The 25,172-nt window shown below is 47.3% G+C and carries 14 protein-coding genes; 9 read left to right on the forward strand and 5 right to left on the reverse strand.

Annotated elements, in window-relative coordinates; translation table 11 throughout:
* Positions 1 to 267 precede the first annotated feature (267 nt).
* Entirely contained in the window at positions 268 to 2,421 is a 2,154-nt protein-coding gene (locus C234_RS0100010; RefSeq protein WP_027324066.1) for an alpha-N-acetylglucosaminidase, read from the forward strand.
* Positions 2,422 to 2,505: 84 nt separating this feature from the next.
* Here C234_RS0100010 and C234_RS0100015 read toward each other — a convergent pair whose 3' ends face one another.
* From C234_RS0100015 to C234_RS0100035, 5 genes are all read right to left on the reverse strand, one after another.
* Complete coding sequence (locus tag C234_RS0100015) at positions 2,506 to 3,315, reverse strand: Cof-type HAD-IIB family hydrolase (protein ID WP_027324067.1); 810 nt, start codon at positions 3,313 to 3,315, stop codon at positions 2,506 to 2,508.
* Positions 3,316 to 3,438: 123 nt separating this feature from the next.
* A complete protein-coding gene (locus C234_RS0100020; RefSeq protein ID WP_027324068.1) occupies positions 3,439 to 5,031 on the reverse strand; it encodes a fimbrillin family protein in 1,593 nt (530 codons plus the stop codon).
* Positions 5,032 to 5,066: 35 nt separating this feature from the next.
* Positions 5,067 to 6,995, reverse strand: coding sequence for a PL29 family lyase N-terminal domain-containing protein (locus tag C234_RS0100025; RefSeq protein WP_027324069.1), 1,929 nt, complete (start codon positions 6,993 to 6,995; stop codon positions 5,067 to 5,069).
* Between the two features lie 21 nt (positions 6,996 to 7,016).
* On the reverse strand, positions 7,017 to 9,626 hold the full coding sequence (locus tag C234_RS0100030) for a DUF4955 domain-containing protein (RefSeq protein ID WP_027324070.1): 2,610 nt from the start codon (positions 9,624 to 9,626) through the stop codon (positions 7,017 to 7,019).
* 232 nt (positions 9,627 to 9,858) lie between these two features.
* Positions 9,859 to 12,891, reverse strand: coding sequence for a DEAD/DEAH box helicase (locus tag C234_RS0100035; RefSeq protein WP_027324071.1), 3,033 nt, complete (start codon positions 12,889 to 12,891; stop codon positions 9,859 to 9,861).
* Between the two features lie 118 nt (positions 12,892 to 13,009).
* Here C234_RS0100035 and mnmA point away from each other — a divergent pair, with 118 nt between their 5' ends.
* The 8 genes from mnmA to C234_RS0100085 all read left to right on the forward strand — a co-directional run bounded on the left by mnmA (position 13,010) and on the right by C234_RS0100085 (position 25,110).
* Positions 13,010 to 14,077 (forward strand): tRNA 2-thiouridine(34) synthase MnmA, encoded by a 1,068-nt coding sequence (gene mnmA / locus C234_RS0100040; RefSeq protein WP_027324072.1) that lies wholly within the window; start codon positions 13,010 to 13,012, stop codon positions 14,075 to 14,077.
* Between the two features lie 532 nt (positions 14,078 to 14,609).
* Complete coding sequence (locus tag C234_RS17855) at positions 14,610 to 14,774, forward strand: DUF2644 domain-containing protein (RefSeq protein ID WP_148295127.1); 165 nt, start codon at positions 14,610 to 14,612, stop codon at positions 14,772 to 14,774.
* A 216-nt stretch (positions 14,775 to 14,990) separates the two neighbouring features.
* Positions 14,991 to 15,473, forward strand: a complete 483-nt coding sequence (locus tag C234_RS15585) for a CPBP family glutamic-type intramembrane protease (protein WP_034536611.1) — start codon at positions 14,991 to 14,993, stop codon at positions 15,471 to 15,473.
* Between the two features lie 567 nt (positions 15,474 to 16,040).
* Positions 16,041 to 19,214, forward strand: coding sequence for a hypothetical protein (locus tag C234_RS0100060; protein ID WP_027324074.1), 3,174 nt, complete (start codon positions 16,041 to 16,043; stop codon positions 19,212 to 19,214).
* 261 nt (positions 19,215 to 19,475) lie between these two features.
* Complete coding sequence (locus C234_RS0100065; RefSeq protein WP_027324075.1) at positions 19,476 to 20,255, forward strand: acid phosphatase; 780 nt, start codon at positions 19,476 to 19,478, stop codon at positions 20,253 to 20,255.
* Positions 20,256 to 20,366: 111 nt separating this feature from the next.
* Complete coding sequence (locus C234_RS0100070; RefSeq protein ID WP_027324076.1) at positions 20,367 to 21,503, forward strand: porin; 1,137 nt, start codon at positions 20,367 to 20,369, stop codon at positions 21,501 to 21,503.
* A 399-nt stretch (positions 21,504 to 21,902) separates the two neighbouring features.
* Complete coding sequence (locus tag C234_RS0100080) at positions 21,903 to 22,544, forward strand: TetR/AcrR family transcriptional regulator (protein WP_148295128.1); 642 nt, start codon at positions 21,903 to 21,905, stop codon at positions 22,542 to 22,544.
* 220 nt (positions 22,545 to 22,764) lie between these two features.
* On the forward strand, positions 22,765 to 25,110 hold the full coding sequence (locus C234_RS0100085) for an efflux RND transporter permease subunit (protein ID WP_027324079.1): 2,346 nt from the start codon (positions 22,765 to 22,767) through the stop codon (positions 25,108 to 25,110).
* The last annotated feature ends 62 nt before the right edge of the window (positions 25,111 to 25,172 follow it).

Raw genomic sequence — 25,172 nt, forward strand, 5'->3', positions numbered from 1 at the left:
ATGGACTTTTCCTTCCTGGCCATTGCCTTCAATATAAAAAAGATGTGTGCAAAAATGACAAAAGAAGGCATGGATTGGCTAATTAGGCTGTTTTATGAGCTTACTGCCGCTTTATTTAAGTGCTGGAAACACATAAATCAAAGAAATCTTCAAAATATCGCAGCTTAAAGATAATGAACCGATTTGTATAGCGATGAACAAAAAAGGAAGTGCATCGTGCATTACGACACACCTCCGTTCTTATTCGATATAATGTCTAGTGCAACTATGAGGAAACAAATTCTTTTTTTTCTATTGTTTATAGCTTCTCAAATGTATGCAGCGCCGCCTATTAAAGGTTTATTGGAGCGTATTGATAAAGGAGCGTCGCAGAGGTTTGTCATCGAGCAAGTGAAATCGGACAAGGACTTCTTTGAACTCGATCAGCGGGGGAATAAAGTCGTTGTTCGTGGAAACAACTATATCAGCATTGCCACAGGTATCAACCGGTATCTGAAATATTATGCAGGGATTCACTTGTCTTGGAACAACATGCGCGCAAAACTGCCTGAGCAACTTCCTCCGGTGCTGAAAAAAGAGCGGTACGACACGGATTTGAAATACAGATATAACTTTAATTATTGCACGTATTCGTATACCATGGCTTTCTGGGATTGGGACCGATGGGAACAAGAAATCGACTGGATGGCGCTTCATGGTATTAACTTGCCGCTGAGTATTGTGGGTACCGGTAGCGTATGGCGCAATGTGCTGTCTCAATTAGGTTATAGCAAAGAGGAGATTAATGAGTTCGTAGCAGGACCGGCTTTTCAGGCTTGGTGGTTGATGAATAATCTTGAAGGCTGGGGCGGACCGAATCCTGAACAATGGTACAGCCATCAGGAACAGTTGCAGAAACGTATTCTGAAGCGTATGCGCGAATATGGCATCGAACCCGTACTGCCCGGATATTCGGGTATGGTGCCTGCCAATGCGAAAGAGAAACTCGGACTTAATGTCGCCGATCCGGGAAAATGGAACGGCTATCGCAGACCGGCCTTTTTGCAACCTTCCGATGAGAATTTCCGGCGCATTGCCCGTCTTTACTACAAGGAGATGACCAGGCTTTACGGAAAGGCAAACTATTACAGTATGGATCCTTTTCATGAAGGCGGGAATGCAAGTGGGGTAGATCTCGAAGCTGCCGGAAAGAGTATTTGGGAAGCGATGAAAGAAGTCAATCCCAAGGCTGCTTGGGTAGTTCAGGCATGGGGTGCCTGTCCGTATGACGATATGATAAAGAATCTGCCTGCCGGCGATATGATTGTACTCGATCTTTACTCGGAAAGCCGTCCGCAATGGGGGAATCCGAATTCTTCATGGTATCGGAGGCAAGGTTTCAGGCAACACGACTGGATATACTGCATGTTGCTGAACTTCGGTGGAAACGTTGGGTTGTATGGTAAGATGAAACATGTGATCGATGAATTTTACCGAGCAAAAGGGAGTGGATTCAACAGTACGCTGAAAGGCGTGGGGCTTACCATGGAAGGTTCTGAGAATAATCCCGTGATGTATGAATTGCTGTGCGAACTTCCCTGGCGCGGGAAACTTTTTTCTAAAGACGAGTGGTTGAAAGAGTACATCAAGGCGCGTTACGGCAAAACGACGCCGCAGGTGGATGAGGCTTGGCTGGAGTTGAGCAATACCATTTACAACAGTCCCGCATCTTCTACCCAGCAAGGAGCGCATGAATCGGTATTCTGCGCCCGTCCGTCGTTGGAGGTGTATCAGGTTTCCACATGGTCGGAGATGGCAGACTTCTATGCGCCGATGGATATTATCCGTACAGCCGGCAAGTTGGTTGATGCGGCGGATGAGTTCCGTGGAAACAACAACTTTGAATATGACCTGGTGGATGTGGTTCGCCAAGCTGTTGCCGAAAAGGGAAGGTTGATTTACCCTGTTGTGGTAAGCGCTTACAAGGCTGCCGACAAAAAATTGTTTGAAGCCGCTTCCGAACGATTCTTGAACCTGATAAGGCTGCAAGACAAGCTATTGGCCACACGCAGGGAGTTCAGACTGGGCACTTGGATAAATTTTGCCCGGAACATGGGTGAAACGGATGCGCAAAAAGATTTGTATGAATGGAATGCACGTGTGCAAATCACTACTTGGGGCAATCGGGCTGCTGCGGATGATGGCGGGCTGCACGATTATGCCCACAAGGAATGGAACGGATTATTGCAAGATTTCTACTATATGCGGTGGAAAACCTTTTTTGACGAGTTGAACAGCAGGCTGAACGGCAACACGCCGAAAGAGATTGACTTCTATGCGTTGGAAGAGCATTGGACCAAGCAACGTAATGTTTATTCAGCCGCAGCAGAAGGTAACCCAACAGATGTAGCCAAAGAAGTGTATCGCGAAATTACAGACTAAGCGATGAATGAAAATGCTTGGGATGTCAAATGAAAAAACTATTCCCTGACAGTATCCATCCGGAGGTCTTTGTTTGCGAGGAGTTTACAGGAGACAGAACTTCTCGATGGCTGCGGATACTCCGTCCTCATCGTTGGTCAGCGTGATGTAGTCTGCCGCTTTCTTCACCGGTTCTTGGGCGTTTCCCATGGCAATGCCCATTCCGGCGAACTGAATCATCGACAAATCGTTGTATCCGTCGCCTATCGCAATCAGCTCTTCGCGTGTCATCCCAATCTTTTCCAACAATACTGCGAGAGAACGGGCTTTGTCGATGCCTTGCGGTACCAGCTCGAGGAAATAAGGTTCGGAACGAAATACGTTGATTTCTCCTTGCAACTGCACACTAAGTTCGGACTCGACGCTGATGAGTTTCTTCGGATCGCCTACAATCAGGCATTTGGGAGTGGGCAAGGGGAGGTCGGCAAGAAAATTGGCGGTTGCGCGTATCGGCATCTTGTTGAGCCAAGCCTCTTTCTTCACATATTCGTCGTCGGGATGTTCCGTGAGCACGTGATTGCCATGATAACCCAATATGCTGAGTCCGTGCGCTCGTGCAGATTGGTAGAGAATGGGAATTACATCGTTGGGGAGCAATTTGGCATGGATGAGTTCACCGGTTGCCCAATCAATAATCTCTCCTCCGTTGTAAGACAGGATGAAGCCTCCATGCTCTCTCATGCTCAGTTCGTCGGCCAAAGGCTTGATGCCGTATGTCGGGCGTCCCGATGCCAATGCCAGCCGTATGCCTTGCTTCTGTATGCGCATCAGTGTTTCCCGGTTGCGCGGTGTGATTTCTTTTCGAGAGTTGGTCAGTGTGCCGTCGAGGTCGAGCACGATCATTCTGTACTTCATACGATTCTGTTTTTTTAGCGGGCAAAGATAAGGAAAAAAGAGATGGTGGCAATCATAAAAAGAGCCATATCGGCTCTCAATTTGAGATTGAATATGGCTCTTTCTTTTAAAACTATTTACTTGCTATTGCCTCTTTTCTATTTTTATGTCTTTAATAAACAATTGATTGTTAAGAGCATAATTGTAGAAATAGATATTTATGCCTTTTACGTCTTCATCGGTTGTAGTGTTATATTCTGTTACTCCTGAAGATTTTCCTTCATTCAAGGCTTGTGTGAAATTCAGGTTGACTTTCTTTTCAATCCAATTCCCTCCAATACTTCCATAAGTGGTTACAGTTCTGTTCCAATCATTCCAATCGGGCTTGCACATTTGGAAGAATTTGTCGTCTCCTGCGGCAGATACTCCCAGACCGACAATGCCCTCGGCTATGGACGATTTCACTTTGAAGCTCAATGTGTAAAAAGCTCTTTCGAACAGTTTTGTACAATGATAGCCAATATTGGAGTTGTTCCAAGAACCTTTAACACCCTCTGTCTGTAATTGAATGGCCGGACCTTCCGCTTCGGAAACGATGCTGACCGTTGTAGCGGGCGTCACGTTTTCTCTGTGGAACCAGAATTCGGTATCGCCTGTTATTTTTTGCTTTGTAAAAATACCGGCAGACTGAAAAGCGGTTTCCAGCGTAAATTCAGGGCTGAAACTTGTTACGGTTTCAGGCGGTGTGGGAGGCTCTTCGGGGTTTACGGAAGAAGTTTCTTCAACAGTTCCTTCTCCTTCTACAGCGTCGCTAACTCCCCATTTTTCTATGGTAACATCCGATTGGGGTATATCCAGGTTGGATTTTCCGGATTCCCCTAACTGAGCATTGATAACGCGTAGCTTGGCGAATTCGTAAGGTACATCTGCCGAATATTTGAGCTGGAAAGTTTTATCATTCGACGCTACTGTCAGCAACACGTCACCTTTTTTTATAGTTTGAGCGGGCACAACGGCACGGTAAGCGTAGCGAACAGTATCTTCGTGCTGATTGCTCGGTAAGGCATACATTTTCACTTCACTCTTTGGTTCTGTGGTATTAGTTGTGGCTTCACCGCTTTTAACGTTGAGAGTTGCTGAAGAATGAATGTTCTGCAATGTTATAGCAGCGTCTTTAGTGGCATCCATTCCGTCGATGTTTACCTGTACCAGTGAGAAGATGTGCTTAAAAGCAAGCTTCACCACTTTAGCGCCTTTTCCGGTGGTTGTGTTTTGGGCGGCCAACGCATCGCTGATGTTATAGTTGGCTGCATCGCCGGCAGACTGGTCTGAGATGATTGTCAGGTTAATAGCTTCCGGATTGGTTGCTTGCTCGCTGTAGGGATAGTATGCATAATAATTGATGCTTCTTTTTGCATCTGCATAGACCGGCATGTGCCCTTCGGCAGCCTGCCAAGTGCCGTCAGTGCCGAGCGTATATTTGGTATTGCTCACCACCATCTTACCTTCACTTCCGTCGCTCATTCGCTCGTAAGCGAAAATCCCGACGGCATCTCCCGTGACAAATGTCGTTTCATAGTCTTCTCCCGTCGAAGTGCGGGTGAGCGAACGGGGCGACATCAGAAAGTAGACTTTCTCGTTTTGTGCGCTTTCTCCTTGCGCTTCTTCATCGGAACATCCTGCTATGAAGAGCGAAGAAGTCAGCGCTATAGCCCAAAAGAATAGATTCTTTCTCATAATACTGTGTTTTAAATGGTTATTGATAAAATATGTTATTTGTTAAGATTTGATCCTTTGTCTGCGTACATGGGATCTTTGGTGAAAATGCCATCCGCAGTATTGATTTCAGTGAAAGGTATGTTTTCCACCTTATCCATGATGTTGTTCTCCGGTTTGGCTACATCCGTATTGGCATAGTTCCAATTTGTTTTGGTATCATATACGATATTGTCTGTAGCTGTTGCTGTAGAAGCGTTGTCCTTCAGCTCGTATAGGTAGGAGGTCAAAGTACTTTCCGTAGCGATACAGAAAATATTCTTTTCGTAATTCACCGCCGCTTTGTTAGTCTTTACAAACACATTCGACCCTTTAACATTGATAAAACTGTTGTTTTTGATATGTACGGTCATGTTACCCGTATCGTCGGTCGTAGTTTTTGTATTCCAGTTGAACAACTGTATAGATGCGACGCCGGTTTTGTGGTAAACAATGTTGTTCTCCATATCCAGTTTTTTAAACAGGCTCGGGGTTAGTGTTCCGCTGATGTTGAAGAATGGTATGTTGCCCGTATTCACGAATTCGAAGAGCGAATTTTTCAGTGTAATTTTCTCTATTCCGACTGTGGTTTTGCCGACATAATACATCGCTTTGGTAAGGTTGGTCATTTTACAGTCTTCAATCGTCAAATCAGTAAACAAAGCATCTCCGGTGGCCGGACTGTTGAATAGATAGTTGGCAGCCCTTGCTTTGATGTTGACGTTTTTAAACATCAGCTTGCCGCTTTTCAGCGTAAGGAATGCCGCTTCATCGAATGCAATGTTCTGCTTCTGTTTCGGGTCTTGTCCGATTATAATAATAGGTTTGGTGACAGCAGTTGTGCTTTTTATGGTAAATTCCGTAGAGCCGGTTAAGAAAACAATGGTGGCCTCCGAAGCGCCAAGAAGGGCTGATAAGTCAGTTCCCGACTGTCCGTCAAGGATTTGCGCAGTATAATCCTCAGGATTGATGGTCTCTTCGCCTATCTTGAGTTTTCCGCTCTCGAACATGCTTTTGTAATCTTCAGACTCGGCATTGACTTTCACTTGCATTTTGGCGATCATTGCATACTTTCCGTGAGTGGCAAGAATGGCTATTTCATTGCTATTGTCGGCAGTGGCACGCGTTACTGCTTTGCTTGTCGCAGGGGCTGTCACGGTCAGTTTGGCGTCATTCAGGACAGCAGTCCATCCTTCGGGCGCACTGATCATTGTGCTTTCCACACCGCGCAAGGTCATTTCGAACATGCGGGTTTCGCCGGCAGCAAACTCCTGAACGGTATTCCCGACTTCGCCGGCAAAGCTGAGTTCGAATTCGCTGACAATGGGAATTCGGATAACAGTATGGCTTTCGTTCCCTTTGAGAGTAAGCACCAGCTCATTGTCTGCTACTTCGACTTTCTCGAAGAAACTGTCGGTGGCAGCGGAACCTCCGCCTGTGGCGCTTACTTTCTCCGTCGTTCCTTCTTTATATACAAACCGGAATTCTTCTTCTTTCCCGTATCTGATTTTCCAGAATCCATCCGCATCCACAGTAAATTCCGGTGTCTTCCCGTCTTCTCCTTTGGCTTTTACTGGTTCTCCGTCGACTAAAAGCTGTTTGAATCCGGCTTCGGTATCGTAGCAAACAGTCCAATATCCGTCTTTATCGATTCCAATGAGCGGACAAAGCAGGTTCTTGTCGTTTTTCATATAAAGACTGAGTGTTTTGCCGTTGTTCAGCGTCAGCGCGTAAGCATCCGCCTGTTCTTCTATCCGGGTAATGAATATTCCGTTTTGCACAAGTTCGCTTACGCTTTCTATGTTCTTATTGATGTCTCGTATTTGAGATTCGAGAGCAGTCACACGTATTTTCAGGGCGTCTACATCGTCTTGCAGGTCGTCCGTGTTGTTACAGCTTATCAGGCACAAGGCCAACAGCATAAGTATACTTCCGATTTTTTTCATGATTCTATTATTTTTAGGTTTTTATTTCAGTGCATTCAGCCATGCGGGTACATATCCTAAGCGCAAACGGAGTTGAGCTTCGTATAGCGAATAAGGATGTACGGCTTTGCCGGGCGATTCGTTACGCTTCATTTGGGTGTCGTCAAACGAAAGCGGACTTCCATGAAATCCGACTACAATAGGACGTACGAATTTCCACCAATAGCCGTCGCTATCCCACCATGTGAATTTTCCGTCTTTGTCAATGTCCGGATCGGTTTGTACATTAGTAGCGTTAAAATTCCAAATGGTAAGATTTTCCAAATGGTTCGGCATCTGTGCCGAATCTCCTCCTTGCCGCCAATGCATGAATCCGCCCGAACAACAGTCTATCAATGTGGCTCGCGGTTGTGTGGCGTGCGACTCGAAGCAGGAATCGTCTCCCCATTTCACGTTCCATATCACCGCTCCCATGCTTTGTTTGGATACACCGCAGGCATGATATTGTCCGACATTATTCTTGTATTCAATAAGAGTAGATTCCCCTTGACCCTTTCTTAATGTATATCCGTCGCTGTTTTCCACCACTTTCCCGATAAAGACGCGCGATGAGGCTTGCGAGCGGATGGACGAATGCCCTCGATTTCCTCCGATCTGTATATCGTATGCCGAGCAGTTGGCAGAGCTGGTGATAGACATAGCCTCGCTGACGCTTTCGAAATTTACACGACGTATCCATGAATGGGTAAGCCGAACGAAGTCTATCAGCTTGAAGCCTCCGTCGTCTACGTCGGAACCGTGATGAATGAATTTTTCCTTGGCATGTCCCTTGAATGTAAGGTCTTCTACACCGACGTTGGAATAGTTGGCGAATTTATGCAGCTTCCAGCCCCAGTCTTTGTTGATGGCGTGCATGATGGGCTCTTTGAACGTGATTTTGCCGGCATCGGCTTTTTCCACCTGATGATATTCGTATACCTGTACGCCCTTTGATTTGATATTCAACTCTCCTGCACCCGGCAATACCTTGATGTCCTGCCATTTGTAGGGGCTTAACGCTTGGTTGATCACGGTTTCGTTGTTGTTTACAAGCACCAGGCATACCCAGTCTCCCGATTTTATTCCAAGGGCGGTAGCTGCTACGGTTTTGCTGCCGACAGGCGCGTCTTCGGTAATGTTCGCGATAGGCTCTCCTAATCCCGTATTGTGTTTGAACTCCATCATTACCGGAGCGTTCCACATTTGGGTGACCGGTTCAGGAGAATTGTTGGCAACTGTCATTTCCAGCGTGGTTTTGTTCCTTCCGGCTCCTTTGAGTACGATGTCGCCCATTGATATACGTATTCTGCGGTCTTTGGATGCTTCGTTTTGGAGGATATAGTTTCCTTCGGGGAAGTAGATAACGGCTTTTGCAGAGGGCCTGATGTAGCGGTCGGTCATGCCGTTATCCTCTTTTTTTATATTCTCCGGTTTCCCTGCAATCTCGGCAAGTACTTTCATAAAAGCTTCCCGGTCGGGTTGTCCGTCGTTAGGTATGGCGCCGTATTTCGTCACATCGTATACTTTATATCCTTTCGCTATCCATTCGTCCATTTCGGCGGGAGCTGATTCGCCGTGCATGTATCCCGCGTAAGAGAAATCGAGCAATACATTTTCATCGCTTTTCTCTTTGAATTGCTTCCATGCCGGTGTTTCGACACCCGAAGGCAATACTTTCACGCTCATGGAAACGATACGTATATAGTTTTTCGAAGAGGTCAGTACGATTTTGATTGTCTCCTCTTTATTTTTTGTTACATCGGGTAGCGGAGTGACGATAAGCTTCTCTTCCGTTAGTCTTACATTCCATCCGGGAAGCGGCTGTATCATAGCTTCTTTGATATCTGTCTGCCGCACGTTATATTCTTTAAATGGTTCGCTCTCGGCAAATTCCTCTATTTTGTCCGGGTTCCAGCCCTCGATGACGAGACCGAAACTGTCGTCTACCGGAAACGTATAGCTTTGCTCCGGATCCGTCCCCGCCAAGGTAAAAGAGAGTGTTTTCTTTTCTTCATCGTATACAACTTTACTGAAAACCGTTGTTCCGCCTTGCTTGCCTCCTTCGGCTTTGATGTCTTGCCCGTCGGCGTCTTTCAGGGTGGTAAACGTTGTTCCGCCATCGTAGCTCACTTGCCAATAGCCGGTGCTGCTGACATTCAGTTGAGGGGTGAGGATGGGGGTGCCGGCTTCCGTACGTGGGATGGCCGATATCTTTTCTTCTCCATCAGGCCCGGGTAAGTACCGGAAATCAGTTTCCGAAGCAGTCTTATACATCCAATATCCTTCGTCGTCTACCGAAAAGACGGGAACAGAGGCTGCAACGCTTTCACTGTTCATCACCCGGACGGTGGTGCCGTCGCTCAGTTCTACCGAGTATCCCTTGCCGTCTTTGGTAGGGGTAACTCCGATAATGGTTTTGTTGGCTTGTATCAAAGCTTGCAGGCTTGCAAAGGAGGTGTTCATTCCCTCTGTCGCTTTCTCTAAGGCAGCTACGCGGTCTTTAAGCCGGTTGATATCGGTTTTTAAATCGTCTGTTTCCTGGCACGATTGCATGAAAACAAACAAACTGCAAATGCTCCATAGCAGTAGATAGGTAATACTTTTGCTTTTCATACGTTTGTAATTTCGGTTAATTTGAATTCGCATCGGCAAAGATAGGGGCAATCATTCAGAGTATGTGGATAAAAAAATCCGGGAATACAGTGAAATTATACATTTCTGAAGATTTTTGTTTCATAGGGGAATAACTTCCGGTCGCTCCGATAAGAGTAATGATAGCCCGTCCTTATGGCTAAGCGGTAAGCTTGCGCGATATGCAAAATTGTTCGACCGCATTTTCAGGCAATTACTTCAGCAGTTCTGCCCACTCTTCGTTGGTCAGTTCGGGCAGGGTGCCGCTATCGGTAATGAAAGTCTCCGCCAGTTTTCGTTTGCTTTCTTGCAGATGAAGAATTTTCTCTTCAATGCTGCCCTGTGTGATGAACCGGTAAGCGATGACCTGTTTCTCCTGCCCGATGCGGTGGGCGCGGGCAATGGCTTGCGACTCTGCGGCGGGGTTCCACCACGGGTCGATGATAAAGACATAATCGGCTTGTGTGAGGTTGAGACCTACTCCTCCGGCTTTCAACGAGATAAGGAAAGCCTGCACATCTTCTTGTTCGGTGAAATGGGCTATTTCTTTCGGTCGGTCGTTTGTCGCTCCTGTCAGTAAGGCATACTTCCATCCTCGCTCGCGAAACACATCGGCAAGTATCTCCAGGTGGCTGACAAACGAGGAGAAGATCAACACCTTATGTCCTTCGCTTCTCAACGTGCCGAAAGTGTCGATGATTTGTTCCGCCTTTCCCGAATATCCGTTGAATCCGGGGATGATGAGCCGCGGATGGCAAGCCAACTGTCGCAGGCGTAGGATGCCGTTCAGTATGCTGAACGTGTGTGTCCTCCCCGTCGCATGCGGTTGTTGAAGCAGTATGTTCCGCAGACTGTTCTTTTCCTGTTCGTAATATTCTTTCTGCTTCTCGCTCATGTCGCAATAGATGGTTTCTTCGGTGAGCGCAGGCAGCTCAGGCGCTACTTCGCGTTTGCTGCGGCGGAGAATAAAGGGAGCAATGAGTTGTTGCAGCCTGGCTTCCATGAGACGGTTCCCTTGCTTGACGGGAGCGATGAACCGCTTCTGGAAAACGCTTTCTTCTCCGAGTAGGTCGGGTTGTAGAAAGCGGAATTGAGCCCATAGGTCTTTGAGGGAGTTTTCAATCGGCGTACCCGTCAGTACCAGACGGTGCTTGCATTCCAGCCGGATGGCCGCCTGGAAAGTGAGCGAATCGCTGTTCTTGATGTGCTGGCTTTCGTCGAGCACTACGTACTCGAAGCAATACGAACAGAGCAGGTCGATGTTGTTCCGCATCATTCCATAGGTTGTGAGAACGAGCTGGTAGCGTCCGAAGAACCGTTCGGGATGTTTGCGGGAGATGACGGTCGATCCGTTGTATTCGCCTACGGAAAGTCTTGTGAAGCGTTTGGCTTCCCTCCGCCAATTGTGTAGTAAGGAGGTAGGTACGACGACCAGCGTGGCAGGTTTTCGGGCAGTCTTCCTTTGCCGAGGGGAATAGTCAGCCTTTGGTGATTCCTTTTCTCTGATTTCTTGAGCGGCGGGAAGCCAATCTTCCTCCGTGTCGAAAGAAAACAGTAGAAACTGCCCGTTTTCATCCGCTTCCGGCACTTTGACCGGCTCGACGGGTGGCGCGCACATCTCTGCCGTATCGCTTTCCGCCTGGGTGGAGGGCTGATAGATGTATTGGAGCAGAGCCAATGTCTGTAAAGTTTTCCCCAGGCCCATATCATCTGCCAGACAACCGCCGAATCCCTGTTCGTACAGATGCACCAGCCACGAAAAGCCTTTCTGCTGATACGGACGGAGCCGTGCGTCGAGTGATGCGGGGGCAGGTATTTCTTCAAGCTGTCTGAGCACGGGCGCTTGTCTCGTTCCTTCGCTTTCCAATGCCGATTGCACAACACCTGCGAACGAACGCTTCAGGCGGATTCCCGTTTCGGTCTGTATCCCCATCTCCAGCGCATTCGCGTATTTGCTGAACCACTCTTCCGGTAGAAGGATGATGCGCCCGTCGGGTAGAAGAAACTCTCTCTTTTCCTCGAGGATATGCTTCCGGAAGCGTGAAAAGGGGAGGCGAATATCTCCTATTACTACGGTAATGCGCAGCTCGAACCAGTCGGGAGTGTCGTCGACTCCCTGCTCGATGCGTATCTCATCGAGGCAATAAGGGCTTTTACCCATATTGCCCGCCAAGCGAAAATGATTTTGCAGCAATTCCCGGTGGTTGCGGATCCATTCTTCCGCAGACTTTTCGAGAGCATCGGGCGACAGCCTGAAATGGGCTTCGCTGATACGTTGCAGTCCGGCATCGGCGAGCTGCTCCTGAAGCCACGCTTCTTTCGCTTCGTCTCGGCGAAAAAACACGATTTCATCGCTACTCTTTCTTCGTACGATCTTTTTCAGTCCGGCGTCGCTTCCGGGAAGGAAAGTTTCCTCGCCGTAGTGAAAGCTCAAATGCAAAAGAGGCTCCTCGTATACGGTTTCTTCCACAGTCAGCCGCGCTTCGCAGTCGCACGGCTCTTCCGTGAACTTCAGCCCTTCGACTTCTATCTCGTGGTAGCGTGCCGTCGGGATAAGGATGTTTTGTATATATTTATCCGCTTGGGTCGCCTCGGCGCAGATTGTCTCTTTCTTGGTGAAAGGCAGCAACCGCGCGCTCTCGATATGAGGAAAAAAATACAGTTCCATGCCCAGCAGCAGTGAAGCGGGAGAGGATGTGAGTACCACAGCCGGTTTCTGTTCGCGTATGGAGACAGCCTTTCCCTCGTAGATGCACTGAAGCCGGTAGCAGAATACGGCTTCGTCCAGATGGAAGCAGAATCGGATTTCAACATCTTCCGGGTGTATGCGGTAGAGATGATGCGCGTACAACTGCTTGCTGCCCGAAAGCTTTTGATAGAGCGGTATGTCCGACCGGCGTATGAGCGCCAGCATTTCCTGCAACTTTTTCTCGATAAACGGACGGATGGAGCGCCTGACCTTTTCCGGTTCGCCGGAGAGTTTGCGAAGGAAGCGGGAAACTGTTTTCTCCCGCGAGTAGACCTCCATCAGGTACTTCTCTGTATAGTGCGAAGCGATGGTGATGGCTTGCCGCTCGATCCCGCTCATGCGGGACATGGCTTCGGCAGAGGCATGAAAGGCCTGTTCGAGAAGGAGAACCGTTCCGTCGGCTCTTTTTTCGGAAGTATACGGAATCAGCAGCAGACCGAACACAGGGTGCTCTGTAAGAACGATTACGAGTTGTTCGGTAGGTGCGTATTCTTTCATTCTCATTTTTCTTTAATCTGCAAACTTAAATAAAAATATTGATTCATATCCTTTCTTTAGCGTGAAAATCACAGCTTCTGCAGAAAGTTCACATCGGAAAAATACGTAATTTTGCGGCATGATGGAAGAGAACAAACGCGTATTATTGGGAATGAGCGGGGGTACGGACAGTTCCGTTGCCGCCTTGCGTCTGCTTGAAGCCGGTTACGAGGTAACCGGAGTCACCTTTCGTTTCTACGAGATGGACAGCTCCACCGCCTCTTCGGACGATGCGCGCGAATTGTCGGAGAAGCTGGGAATCGCTCATATCACGTATGATGCCCGCACGCTGTTTCGCGAACAGATTATGGAGTACTTCGTGCGGGAGTATATGGCGGGGCGCACGCCTGTCCCCTGCACGCTGTGCAACAACTTCCTGAAATGGCCGTTGCTTGCCCGCATAGCCGATGAAATGGGAGTGTATCATATTGCTACGGGACATTATGCGCGTAAGGTGAAAATGGATGACACCTATTATATTACATACGCCGCCGATGGCGATAAAGACCAGACTTTCTTTTTGTGGGGGCTTCCGCAGGAAATTCTCCGGAGAATGCTTCTGCCGATGGGCGACATAACCAAGGCAGAGGCGCGCGCTCAGGCGGCGGACAAAGGATTCCATGAAGTCTCGGTGAAAAAGGATAGCCTGAGCGTTTGCTTTTGCCCGATGGATTACCGGAGTTTTCTGAAAAGGTGGTTTGCCGATAAGGGGCAGTCGTTTGCCGAAGTTGTGGGGAGAGGGAAATTCATCGATGAAAACGGCGATTTTATCGGTTGGCACGAGGGGTATCCTTTCTATACCGTCGGGCAGCGGCGGGGATTGGGTATTCATCTTAATCGTGCCGTGTTTGTGAAAGAGATCGTTCCGCTAAAGAATGAAGTGATGCTTGCCCCGTTGCAGTTGCTGGAAAAAACGGAAATGTTGCTCAAAGACTGGAACATGGTCTGTGCAGACCGCCTGTTGGGGCACGACGATGTGATAGTAAAAATCCGCTACCGGAAGCAAGAAAATCATTGCACGGTGGCGGTGACTCCCGACAATCTGCTGCATGTGCAGTTGCACGAACCGCTGGCTGCCATTGCTCCGGGGCAGGCGGCAGCATTCTACAAAGACGGTTTGCTGTTGGGAGGAGGCATTATCGTATAGGTTTCCTTGGAGGTTCGTTTCCAGCTTTTCCACGTTCGTTTTTTACCCCCTTCCATTTCTATATATATTCACCATGGTGAGTATATATGCCCAGCGTGGTAGCCATATATATCCACCATACATGACCATATATATTCACCATACATGACTATATATGCCCACCATGCTGCCTGTGATTGCCTGATTTTGGTTCACTATATTTATCTTATGCCTGATAATTAGGTTGTTCATGAGTTAATGATATCATAGGAAAAGACTGGATGAATAAAAAAGACAAAAAAACACTCCGGAAAGTTTAGCTGTTTCTGTTTTTATTTGTATTTTGGCAACGTTAAATAACACTTTTATGTTTAACTAATTAGATAAACTTGATGAAAAATTTTCAATTAAATGTGACGGGTTTGGAACCCTTAGAAGAAGGAGAAGCTAAATCTGTGAATAGAGAAGTATCACCAGTCATTATGGGATTGGTCGTAGGACTTATAGTTTTCTTTCGTAAATAATTTCGGAGATATTAGAAAAGGAATTAGTGATGGCTACGCAGGAAGGAAACCAAAACACTAAGGGCGGAAGAAAAAAAACGACATCTTTCATCTCTTTTTTGATCGCTGTAGTCGTAGGACTTTTGGCCTATGTGATAATTACTGATGGTCCTGATATTGTTCGAGGAATCATTGGTGTTTTCTCTAAGAAATAGAATTAAAGATAAAGAAGAAAATGCTTTACGGTGAGATTAAAAGTAAAGAATATTATGGCAAAATTAGATTTATCTGAAATTCCCAGGATGAAAGGTATTGAAGAATTCACTTTCAATGAAGTTGTTGAATGTAATGGAGGTGAATCTCTGTGGTATTGGGTTACATATAGATAATAGCGTCATTTACAAGTGTTACTTGTAGGAAACATCCTATGTATGAATAAGATTTTTAAATGGCTGGCTGATGCACCAGTAGCATTATTTGTATGCATTTTTTGGTTTATCGGGTGCCTATGGAATGTTTTTTTTGATGCATTAGTTAGGATTAGCGGTATACAGCTATCTTCGCAATATAACTTTGAGGCCCCTCAAAGTATCTACGATTATACAATCGTAATCCTCGTAGCACCGCTGATTGAAACGGCGCTTTTTCAAGCTCTCCCGTATCATTTATTGAGTAAGATTCATTTTCTGCAGAAACGATTATGGCTTATTATTGCTATTTCCGGTCTTTTTTTTGCGCTACAACATTTTTACTCAATAGTGTATATTATGTTTGCCTTTATACCAGGTATTCTCCTTGTTGCCGGCTATCATTTACGTCAAGGTAACCATCCTTTTATTTCTATATTTGCGGTTCATTTTTCAATAAATGCCACGCCTCTTCTTTATGAATTTCTTTTTTCTGGAATTAAATGAGTACAATCGAGATAAAGCAACATGACATAACAGATTGTGACGCAGCATGCCTTACTTCTATTGCTGCTTACTATGGGTTGACAATGCCTGTTGCTTGAATAAGGCAAATGGCTTCAACAGATAGAAAAGGAACAACTGTTGTGGGGGGGTGATCACTTCTGCTGAAAAAACTCGGTTCATGACTAAAACATGTAAGTCATTGAAGCAAGATGGCTCAACAGAAATGGCACCTTTCCATAAGATACCTTTACCCTCTATTGTACATACTATTATAGCAAGCCTTAGAAGCATGCATAGGTGTGCTGACTTGTTTCGCTTGTCGTCTGTGAGTACATAGACCAAACCGTCATATCTCTTGCCTCAGTATTCGGTCTTGACCTCTTCTACCTTTTTCAGGCAAAGACAGAGTATATATACACCGTGCCGGGTATATATGGCTGCTGTAAGCGAGCGCACATTTGTTTGTGAAGATGAGTCCGTAAATAAATATTTTTGTGTAAGTTTGTCATATCGTTGCAAGCGATTGTAAAGAACCGGTTTAAAAATAATAGTCATAAAGTATCCCGCATGAGAACAAATATATCGTACGTCATTATCTTCCTTGTATGCGTTTTCGTAACTGCGAGTTGTGAAAAGGTTGAAAAGATAAACACGCTGGGCGAAACGGAATACTGCTTCGACGAGCGGCTGTCTTCTTTGTCGTCCGGAGCCGACAGTATAGTCTGGGTGGGCGGTGAAACGGGCGCTCTCTGGCGTTTGAGAGGCGATGAACGCCGCGTTTACGATATCGGAGAAGATCGTATCTATAAGGTTGTATCTGAAAAAAACGACTCACGCAAAGAGATCTGCTGGATAGGAGTAAGAAACTCCGGCTTGCAGAAATGGGAGATGGATGAGCACGGGGGGCGGAATCTGAAGACCTATTTTATTCCTCAGAAGAAAAACAGATATTCGCCTTATGACATAGCTTTGATACGCGATTCGGTTTATGTGGCTACCAGCCAGGGGCTCTACGTTCTTTCACCGAAAGCCTCTCCGGATTCGCTTCGCCTGCTTTACCCCTCTCAGGACGTTTGGGACAGTTTGTATAACAAGTCTTTCGTAGTCAATAATCTGTGTCCCTATAAAGACAGCATTTTGTTTGCTTCCACTGAGCAGGGAGTTTTTCTGTTCGATATGGTACGCCACGCCGGGCGTGTGATTCATCCGGGCCGTTTCGTCGACCACGTGTCTGTCTGCAACGATACCCTCTTCGTCTTGTCCGATAACACACTCTTTCTGAACCGTACCGATGGCGGATTGTTGAAAGAAATACAACTGGAGTTTGCTCCCAAGCTCTGCTATCGGGCAGGAGGCGTCTACTATCTGGCAGGTACCGATAATCTGCTGCTGAGCGATGACCTCGAGAAGTTCGTTCTTATTCCGCTGCGCAGGAAAATTCCTGCCGGATGCCGGAATGTGGTAATGCCCGATCCTAACAAAGATTTTACCTTGCTGCTTACCGAACGCGCTCTTTGGAGGGTTCCTCATCATCTGGGCATTTTTAATGGAGATATTTCCGTGAAAGCGGCGTGTATGGAAGCCGACTTTCTCTATTACCTGACTTCCGGCAACGAGCTATACCGTCAGCGGAAAGGTGAATTTTCGGCATCGCAGATTTGTTCTTTTCCGAAAGAGAAACAGATCGTCTGGATGGACATGTCCGGGAATCGGCTTTATTATCGCAACACCCGCCAGGAGGTGAAGCGGCTCAAAGTCTCCGGAAACCTGATGGAGAACCGTCTGTTTCATTCGCCGGCTACGGTGTATCGCTCCAAAGACAAGATAACCGCCTCTTGGCTCAAGAAAAAGAAAGACGGCGACGAACTTCTCTTGGGAGTGCAGGACGGTCTGGTGATTGTCGGTGAGGACGGCGAGGCAGATACTGTTTCCGTTTTTAAAGACCGCTACGTGACTTCTTTCTTTGCTCCCAGGCATTCCGGCCTCTTATACTTGTCGACACTGAACGACGGCATATTTTATGTAAGTCCGGATACGGCATTCAAGCCGGTTCCCGGTACGGAAAAAAACTCGTTTATCAGAGACCTGATCGCTACCGAAGGTTATCGCTCCGCTCTTATTACTCTGACCAATCATCATATTCTTTCGCAAAACCCTGATGATACCCTCCGGGTGAGGGGGTATAACAGATTGCTGTATGCCAACGATACGTTGTTCTACGCATTACCCGAATTCGGAATCCGGAAATTTTCCATCAGCGGCGGGCGTATTTGCGACAAGGGGAAATATTATACCGATATACGCTTTAATCCCGCTGCTGCTTTTGTTTCTAACGGATGGCTCTGTCTCGGTTCGGATCTCGGTGTGCTTACCATCGGAATCGATCGCGAAGATATCCCCCGGTGGGTGGCGTTCGCTCCCGGAAGCACTTTCAACTTGCGTTTTGTTGTCATTACAGCCATACTTGTTTTGGGTATTATCGCTTTGGCTGTGGGCGGTTACTTTCGGCGCAGGAGCAGTACGAAAAAGCAGATACTGCGGCGGGTGGAAGCTTTGAAGGCGCGGGTGGACGATCTGGAGTTGCTCTACGACTTGTCCGACCAAGCGTCGCGCGAGGAGGTGGCTTGCCTGAGGGCCGAGATTGAAACGATAGACCCCGACGCGCCTGAACGCAAGAAAACGTATGCGCTTATTACGCGGCTCACGAACGATATTATCAACCGGAACCGCGAGGCTACATTGTGCCTGCTGAAAAAACTGAAAGAGCAAGCCGGATGGATAGCGGGTACGGAGGCTTTCGACAAGCCATTCATGCTCGCAGAGGCGGCCGAAGCCGAGAAATCGAACAATATCGAGCGGATAAAAAGTGCTGTAACCGGTAATGAGCAGTGGATGAATCTGCTTACCGGCTTGGAACGTGAATCCGCACGCTATGCCGAAGATATGGAAGGCTGTCTGGAATTGGAAGGCGTAAATAAGGGTTTGAGGAATGAGTTCCTTCTTCTAAAAGAGAAGACGGCGCAAATGCCCCTTGATAAAGTAAATGACGAATTCCTTAAATTGAAGCGCGCTTACGGGCATGTTTTCTCCGGCGACGCACTGGCGCTTATTCTCCGGTATGTGGAGCAGATGCGTTGCCGCTTGGATGAGATCGCACAACCCGATAAAGTATCCGAAGGGTTGGGCGTCCGGATCGATGAAGCACTTTTGTGTACCCGCCGCGATGAGCGCATCCGCTTGCTGCGATTGCTGAAGCAGGCGGACGACAGGCTTTCTCTGCTGGAGATCAAAGAGGAAATAGCGGCGGGCATCGGTGAATACCGGCATATAAGAGAGGGAATAATTGCCGCGAACGAGCGGTTGGTGAATAAGAAGTTCGACAAGGAACTGGAAGTGGAGATAGCTTCCGGCGCGAAAGAAGTGGTAAGGCGGGTGGACCGTCTCATCATGTCCATGTACGAAGTGTTGAGCGTTACAGACCCTGTGCTCCTGAATGATATACTCCGGTTCTCCAGTTACGACCATCAGCAGGCCAGAGTGCTGGCGTTGCTTATTGCCAATCCACGTGTGAAGCGCACTGATGTTCCGGGTATATTGGGATTGTACGGAAACCTGAATCCTGTAATCAGCCGCTTGGTCAATAACAAAATTAAGGCGAATGAGCAGGAACTCAAGGAATACCTGAAAGAGGAATATCCGGCTGTGGGATTCGTTTATTATATATTGGGATTGATCGACTGACGTTTGTTCCATTATGAACGGAGACAAACGATTCTTGCTTTCTTCCTGCCGCGCATCGGGTTATATTTGATTTCGCAAATTGCCCGATGTTGCATCCGGCCGAACGGGTGAAATCAATAAACGCAACTTTTTTGCAGGAGTATTAATACATACTTTTGCTGCCGGTTCCGGTGAACGGGAAACCGTCCGGATGTGGGGCATCCGTATTGCCGGGGATAAACTAAAAACTAAACTATTTATTAACCGCAAAATTTGTTTATTATGAAAGCAAAATTTTCGTTACTCGTACTCGTTTGTACTCTGTTTACAGTTAGCGTATTCGCGCAAGAAACCAAAATCAAGGACAAAAGGACTCATCCCGATTTGTACTTCCTCGAAATCTCCGAAGTGGCGAACAGCCTGAAACTTCTTCCTCCTCCTCCTGCTGCCAACAGTATTCTTTTTTTGAACGACAAAGCCCAATACGATTGGGGAAAATTGCTGAGAGACACTCCGCGCGGCGATCAGGCTGTGAGAGATGCCCGTGTAGGCGGGAACGGTGTGCCTATGGCTTTTTCTGAAGCTTTCGGCATAGAAATCAGCAAAGAAAAGACGCCCGAAATACATAAGCTCGTTATCAACATGAGAGAAGATGCCGGCGATTTGGCGACACGCCATGCCAAAGAACACTACATGCGTGTGCGTCCGTTCAGCTTCTTTAAAGAAAACACTTGCAATCCCGAACAGCAACAAGAACTTTCTACCAACGGTTCGTATCCTTCGGGACATACAGCTATCGGTTGGGCCACCGCCCTTGTTCTGGCGGAAATCAATCCGGCGCGTCAGAATGAAATCCTCGAAAGGGGCTATGAGATGGGGCAAAGCAGAGTGATTTGCGGTTACCACTTCCAGAGCGATGTAGACGCAGCCCGTTTGGTGGCAAGTGCTGTAGTGGCACGTCTTCATGCCAACGAAGCCTTCATGAAGCAATTGGAAAAGGCGAAGAAAGAGTTTGCCCAACTGGAAAAAGCCGGTGCCGTGAAGCCGAGCGAGAATAATTGAAACAAGATTTAAAAGCTGTTTCCAGAAACTGTTTCAGACTTTCCAGACAGCCTCGATGCAGAAAGTCGAAACAGTTTTTTACTATCAATCCCAAGAATAATTTTGATACTTATGAATAGATTTGTGATGATAGGGCTTACGCTTGCTTTGGTATGTGGCAGTGTGAAGGCTCAGGATAAAATAGAGATAAAGCCGTCGGGGAGAATTCTGATGGATGCAGGGGTGTTCAGCACCGATAATGAAGACTTGGTAAATGGTATGGCTATTCCCGACATGCGTGTGGGAGTGAAGGCAAGCTACGGAGCGTATAAAGCCAAAATAGATATAGGATATGCCTACGGGAAAGTGCGCATGAAGGATATTTTTGTAGAACGCCAGCTGGGGAAATATAATTTGGTACGTTTAGGCTACTTTGTTCACCAATACGGCTTGCAGAGTTCCACCAGTTCGTCAATGAAAATCTCGATGGAAGAACCGGCAAGTAATGAAGCCTTCTTCAATTCGCGTCTTATCGGTGCTATGTTTGTGCACAGCAAAGGCGATTTCTTCGGAACAATGAGCTTTCATGTCGAAGGCGAGGCGATGAAGAAAACCACCAATGAGAGTGGAAAGCAAGGTTACGGTATGATGTCGCGTCTGGTTTACCGTCCTTTACGCCAAGACGGAAGTATCTTTCAGGTAGGTCTTTCGGGAGCGTTCGAGACTCCGCGTTACAACGACGACGAGGCATTGAACCACGAAAGTTTCGTGCTGAAGTCTAAGTTCCCGACAAGAATTGCGAAAGTCACCGCACAGGAAGCGAAGATATCCGATGCCGACTGGCTATATAAGTTTACACCGGAAGTATGTGCCGCTTACGGAAGACTCGGCTTGGAAGCGCAGTACTTCTATGTGAATGTGCAGCGTAAGAACGAACAGCGGGATTTTAAAGCCAGCGGAGCGTATGCCATGTTGAGAGGACTTTTGATTGGGAAAAACTATAAGTATTCGGAGAGTGACAGCGGAATTTCCACTCCGGCTCCGGGTTCGTTGGAATGCGTGCTCGGGTATAACTATACCGACTTGTCCGATCACAAGGCAGAAATATTCGGCGGGCGTCAGAATGATGCTTCGCTCACTCTGAACTATTACATCAATAAGTACATGATCTGGAGGCTCAGGTATTCTTATACTCATGTTTCGGACAGAGCCGGGTTTGCCAACCAATCGGTGAATACATTTCAGACTCGTTTCCAGATATTGTTCTGATCGCCTCGTCCCGCTATCGTGCTGAAGCGAATTGGTGGTTTCGGAATGGAAAGCTGAGTTGGTCTTATTATAATATAAGTTGAAACATGGCGATCCCCTTGTTTTAATCTTGAACCGTAACGGTGCAAGACTAAAACAGGGGGATTTTATTTAAAAGAGCCTTTTGTTTTCCATGCTATACGGTGGCAATACATCAAATTGCTCTTCGCTTCTATCTTAAAGAGTTCCTCTCCTCCTGCCTTAAAAACATTCGTGTTTAGAAAGATCTTTTGTAATGAATGTACCGGTTTGGCAAATTGGCAGGTTACTGCGCGGCATAAGCATAAGAGGGTATGCGTGTGCTTTAAAACCATCATTTTTAGGTATTTTATATCCGGACGGAACGGCATAACTTTGTGAGTGGATAAGAAACCGGAGTTTACGCTCATGCAAGTGATAAAGGAAAATACGAAAAATGCGATTCTTGAAACGGCGAAAGGAGAGTTCATTGCCTGCGGTTTCAAGGCGGCTTCCATGCGTAGCATTGCCCGGAAAGCAGATGTGAACCTGAGCAATATATACACCTACTTCCACAGTAAGGACGACATATTCCGTGCGATGGTAGAACCGTTCATTTGCAGCCTTAACTCCTTTTTGAAGAAGCATCATAGCGGCGAGTATGTTTCTCTGGATGTCTTTGTGTCGGGAGACTACCAGCACCATGTCATTGCTTCGATGATGAGGCTCGTCAGGCAATACAGGGATGTTATCTTTCTGTTGCTTTTCCGCGCAGGAGGCTCTTCGTTCGAGAACTTCAGGGAGGAAATCGTTGAAGAGAATATTTGCATAGGTGTGGAATATATGCAACTTATGAAAGAGAAGTACCCGCATCTCAATATCGAGGTTTCGGAACTCTTTGTCCGGATAACCGGAAGGTGGTGGGTGAGCGTGCTCGAAGAAATAGCACGGCACAATGATTTGAGTGATGATGACGCCGAACAGTTTATAGCCGACTATGTAAAGTTTGGTACTGCCGGCTGGGAAAAGTTGTTGGATGCATAGAATGAAAAAAGAAAAAATATTGGCAAGTCATAATTAAGCATAGTGTAATGATTCATAAATTCTTTATAATAAGAGGTAGACTCTCTTGTTTGAAAGCGAGTCCGGCTGGGAAGCCGGGCTCGCTTTTTTTAGAACGTTTCGGTTTTTTGTTCGTTTTTGCCGTGGTTATGCCATGCGTGCTTTGCGCAGTTACTAACTTAATATATACCTTCTTTTTTATATGAATATCGAGAAAATAAATGTATGGTTCGCCCGTTTGGGCGAACGGATTGTACAGAGGCGCCGCTTGGTTCTTGCAGCTTTTGTACTCTTATTCGCTGTGGGTTTCTACGGCATACGGTTTATGAATATCAACAACTCGTGGGACAGCTACTTCCTTGAAGACGATCCCATGCTGGTGAAGACGGAAGAATTCAAGGAAGTATTCGGCAACGATTATTTCGTGGCGGTACTTACGTCGTGCGACAACACCTTTACTAAAAAGAACCTGGAGCTTATCCGCAAGCTGTCTGATGAAATGCTCGACAGTATTTCGTATGCCGATAAGATAACGTCCATCACCGACCTTGAGTTTCTGATGGCTACCTCTGACGGAGTGGCTATCGAGCAGATAGTGCCTGACGAGATCCCTTCGGACAAAGCCGGCTTGGACGAGATTCGCCGGAAGGCTTATATGAAACCTTACATTGCTGAGCGTCTGGTGTCGGCGGACGGTAAATTGAGCTGGATACTCCTGAAACTCCGTCCCTTCCCCAATGAGAAGCTCCGGAATACAGGGAAAGGAGCTGTTCCGCCCGATGTGCAGACGGGGGAGGAATTGCACCGCATCATTACAAAACCCGAATACGCTCCGCTTCATCTGCGTGGAGCGGGGATGCCTTATACCACCGAGCGTAAAATGAAGTGGGTGGGAAAAGAGTTGCCCCGTGTGATGGGGCTTGCCTCCTTGTTGGCCATCATTGTGCTTCTGTTTGCCACCCGATCGGTGCGTGGCGTTGTGGTTCCTCTCGTCACGGCCGTAAGCTCCATTGTCATCGTATACGGAGCTATGGGTTACCTCCGCTATCCTATCGATAGCAGCATGATGCTCATTCCTATGCTTCTGGCTTTTGCCGTGGCTGTTGCTTACAACATACACGTGCATACTTATTTCCGGCGGCAGTTCCTGTTGCACGGCCGGCGCCGGAAAGCAGTTGTGGAAACGGTGGGAGAGATGGGATACCCGATACTATTCAGTGCTTTGACCACTTTTGCGGCTTTGCTCTCTTTTCTGGTTGTCCCGGTAGTTCCCTTGCATTTTGTAGGCATTACCACTTCTTCGAGCGTTATGCTCACGTTTGTCATTACTCTTACGGTAATGCCCATCATGCTTAGTTTCGGGAAAGACAGAGAACCGCATCCGCAGGTACGGGAGACGGGAGGCGGATGGCTCGACCGGAAACTTGTCGCGCTCGGCTCCGCAGTCTTGAACCACGCCAAGTGTGTGCTGTGGGTATCGGCTTTCATCACCGCCTTTTTAATCTATCAGTTTACCAAGTTGGAGACCACCTTCGATGTGGAGAAAACAATGGGGAGAAAGATTGAATACGTGCGCAAATTGCTTGAGATAGGAGAGAGCGAACTGGGGGCTATCTACGCGTATGACGTGATGATAGACCTGCCCGGAGACGGAGACGCGAAAACTCCGGAGAATCTGATGAAACTCGATTCTCTTGCAAGCCATGCCGCCCGGTATCCGTTGACCAAGCGCACCACTTCCGTAATCAATATACTGAAAGACCTCCATTGTACGCTCAATGAAGGGAAAGAAGCTTACTATACGCTTCCCCGTAAGGCGGATGAAGTGGCTCAACTCCTGCTGTTGTACGAGAATGCCGGCGGGAGCGAAGCGGAATACTGGATGGATTACGAATACCGGCGTTTGCGATTGATGGTGGAAATCAGTACGTACGATTCGGGAGAGGCAGAGCGTAATATCAAAGACGTCACGGCTTTTGCCCAAAAACTATTTCCGGGAGCTTCGGTATCGGCTGTGGGCAATTTGCCGCAGTTCACCACCATGATGCAATACGTAGCCCGCGGACAGATATGGTCGTTCGCTCTTGCCTTACTGGTGATAGGTGTGATGATGATGGCGGTGTTCGGGAGCGTACGTATCGGATTGATCGGATTGATACCCAATATCATGCCTGCCATAGTGGTGGGAGGGCTGATGGGGTGGCTGGGCTATCCGCTGGATATGATGACAGCCACTATCATGCCTATGATTTTAGGATTGGCAGTGGACGACACGATTCATTTTATCAATCACGGACATTTGGAGTTCGATCGCCAACAGAATTACCGTAAGGCGATTCTCCGGACTTTTTGTGTGGTAGGAACTCCTATTGTGCTTACGAGCCTTGTCATGTCTTTCAATTTCGCTATGTACGGAACTTCCGACAGCCTGTCGTTTTTCCACATGGGTATTTTGTCTGTTGCCGGAATTCTGGCCGCTTTGCTGGCAGACCTCTGTATCACTCCGGTACTGTTCCAATCCTGTCAGATATTCGGAAAAGAAAAATAACGGAATGTATTATTTGAAGTCGGCTGATGCATGCCATACGTGGCAAAGACCGGATGTGTCGG

This window comes from Bacteroides pyogenes DSM 20611 = JCM 6294 (assembly GCF_000428105.1).
In the GTDB taxonomy this organism is placed as follows: Bacteria; Bacteroidota; Bacteroidia; order Bacteroidales; family Bacteroidaceae; genus Bacteroides; species Bacteroides pyogenes.